This window comes from Pseudomonas sp. SDO5522_S412 (genome assembly GCF_054071215.1).
On the sequence record NZ_JBSVWQ010000392.1, the window covers coordinates 1 to 2,812 of the forward strand.

Here is a 2,812-nt window from a genome sequence, read left to right on the forward strand (position 1 = left end):
CGACATGTGTTGACTGACACACCGCTTTCGCGAGCAAGCCCGCTCCCACATTTTTGATCGTGTTTTGTCAGCAGTCAGGTCACCAGTTGGTTGATTTCGATAATGGGCAGTAGGACGGCCATGACGATGACCAGCACAACGGCCCCCATCACCACGATCATCAGTGGCTCAAGCAACGCCGTCATGCCCATCGCCCGACGCTCGATATCCCGCGACAGGGTTTGCGCCGCGCGTTCGAGCATCGGCGGCAGCGAGCCGGTTTTTTCGCCGCTGGCGATCAGGTGGATCAGCACGGGCGGAAAGACCTTTTCCACCGCCAGCGCAGGAGCCAGGTTGACGCCCTCGCGCACCTTGGCCGTCGCGTCGCTGACACACTGGCTCAGGCGGTCGTTGGACAAGGTCTGGCGCGCCGCTTCCAGGGCGCGCAACAACGGCACGCCCGCCCCGCCGAGAATCGCCAGGGTCGAGGCAAACCGCGCGGTGTTGAGGCCCAGTACAAAGCGCCCGATCAACGGCAGGCGCAACACCCGGCTGTGCCAGCTCAACCGTGCCACGGGGTTGCGCAGGTACAGGCGCCAGCTCCAGAAACCACCCACGATCCCGGCAAAACACAGCCAGCCCCAGGCGCGGATGAAGTCACTCGCATTGAGCATCGCCAACGTCAGGCCCGGCAGGTCCTGGCGGGCCTGGGAAAACGCACTGACCACCTGCGGCACCACGTAGCTGAGCAGGAAAATCACAATGCCGATGGACACCAGCCCCACCACGCCCGGGTAGATAAACGCCGTGAGGATCTTGCCCCGCAGGTTATTGCGTTCCTCGATGTAGTCGGCGAGGCGCTCCATGACCTGGGCCAGGTCGCCGGACTCCTCCCCCGCCGCGATCAGCGCCCGATAGATCGACGGAAAGTCCCGGGGCCGGGCGGCCAACGCATCGGCCAGGCGCATGCCGCTGCGCACATCGGCGCGCACCGCGCTCAAGGTCTGGGCAATGTGTTTTTTCTCGGCTTGCTCCACCGTGGCGCTCAACGCGGCCTCCAGTGGCAGGCTCGCACCGAGCAGGCTCGCCAGCTGGCGCGTGGCCCAGGCCAGGTCATTGTCCGAGAGTTTGGCGCTGAACCGGCCGCCACCGCCGGCACGCTCGTTGTTGTTCTCGACCTGCACCCGCAAGGCCGTCAGGCCACGGCTGCGCAGGTGGGCAAACGCGCCGCTCTGGCTGTCTGCCTCAAGGTGCCCGGACTCCAGCTTGCCGCTGGCGTCGGCGGCTTCGTAGCGGTATCGGTTCATCAGGCGTCCCGTGTTACGCGCAGGATTTCTTCGGGGGCGGTGGCGCCGCTACGTACCCAGCGTTCGCCATCCTCACGCATGCTGAACATGCCGGCGCGGCGTGCGGCGGCCTTCAAGGCCTGCTCGCCGGCGCCCTGGTGGATCAGCCCGCGCAGCTCGTCGTCGATGCAGAACAATTCATGGATACCGGTACGCCCGCTGTAACCGATCTGGTTGCACTGCGCGCACCCGACAGGCCGCCAGGTGCCGGGCGCGGCCGGGTCTTCCTGCTTGCAGTGCGGGCACAGCCGACGCACCAGGCGCTGGGCCAATACGCCGAGCAGTGACGAGGCCAGCAGGAACGGTTCGACGCCCATGTCGATCAAGCGGTTGACCGCCGAGACGGCGTCGTTGGTGTGCAGGGTGGCGAGCACCAAGTGGCCCGTGAGCGAGGCCTGGACGGCAATTTGTGCGGTCTCCAGGTCGCGGATTTCGCCGATCATGATGATGTCCGGGTCCTGGCGCAGGATTGCCCGCAGGGCCAGGGCGAAGGTCATGTCGATCTTGGCGTTGACCTGGATCTGGCTGATGCCCGGCAGGTCGTATTCCACCGGGTCTTCGACGGTCAGGATATTGCTGGTGCTCGCATCCAGCCGGGCCAGGGCGGCGTAGAGGCTGGTGGTCTTGCCGCTGCCGGTGGGGCCGGTGACCAGCACGATGCCGTGGGGTTGGCGGATCAGGGTGTCGAGTTTGGCCAGGACGGCGGGGTCCATGCCGAGGGTTTCCAGTTGCAGGCGGCCGGCTTGTTTGTCCAGCAGGCGCATCACTACGCGCTCGCCATGGCCGGTGGGCACGGTGGAGACGCGGATATCAATGGGGCGACCGGCCACGCGCAGGGCGATGCGGCCGTCCTGGGGCAGGCGTTTTTCGGCGATATCGAGTTGGGCCATGATCTTGATGCGTGAGACCAAGGCGCCGTGCAGGGCCTTGCGCGGGGACACCACGTCACGCAGCGTGCCGTCGACGCGGTAGCGCACCACGGAGTGGGTTTCGTAGGGTTCGATGTGGATGTCGCTGGCTTCGTCGCGGGCGGCCTGGGTGAGCAAGGCGTTGATCATGCGGATCACCGGGGCGCCGTCCTGGGTGTCGAGCAGGTCGGTGATTTCGGGGATGTCTTGCATGAGGCGGTCGAGGTCGACTTCGTTTTCGGCGGCGCCCACGACGGCGGCGGCGCTGCCGGTGTCGGCGTAGGCAGTGGCCAGGAGGCCGTCGAGTTCGTCGTCGCGCACCTGGATGAGGTGGGTTTGGCCGAACTGGCGGTGGACTTCGCTGATGGACCAGCCGGGGGTCGAGGGGCAAATGGTCAGCGTCGGGCCCTGGGTTCCCGGGTGGAGGAGGATGCGTTGGGATTTGGCCCAGGCGTAGGGCAGGAGGCTCATGCTTTTGGGCTTCGTTTGGTTGAGTACATATCCATTCCTTCGGTAACGGCTTCGATTGGTTCCGCTCTTACAGCGGCTCACTTTTGAACAGCGCAAAAGTAAGCAAAA

General features: G+C 65.6%; 2 protein-coding genes. Both read right to left on the minus strand.

Going from position 1 to position 2,812, the window contains the following annotated elements:
• Positions 1-74: 74 nt before the first annotated feature.
• Positions 75-1,286, minus strand: a complete 1,212-nt coding sequence (gene gspF / locus ACW9I6_RS31905) for a type II secretion system inner membrane protein GspF (protein WP_008432563.1) — start codon at positions 1,284-1,286, stop codon at positions 75-77.
• Entirely contained in the window at positions 1,286-2,704 is a 1,419-nt protein-coding gene (gene gspE, locus ACW9I6_RS31910) for a type II secretion system ATPase GspE (protein ID WP_003210467.1), read from the minus strand. Before gspE ends, gspF begins: the two co-directional genes overlap by 1 nt.
• Between the last annotated feature and the right edge of the window lie 108 nt (positions 2,705-2,812).

What these genes read in the sequence shown, in the direction of transcription:
- gspF (WP_008432563.1), bottom strand. Translation starts at nt 1,286, where the DNA reads ATGAACCGATACCGCTACGAAGCCGCCGACGCCAGCGGCAAGCTGGAG.
- gspE (WP_003210467.1), bottom strand. Translation starts at nt 2,704, where the DNA reads ATGAGCCTCCTGCCCTACGCCTGGGCCAAATCCCAACGCATCCTCCTC.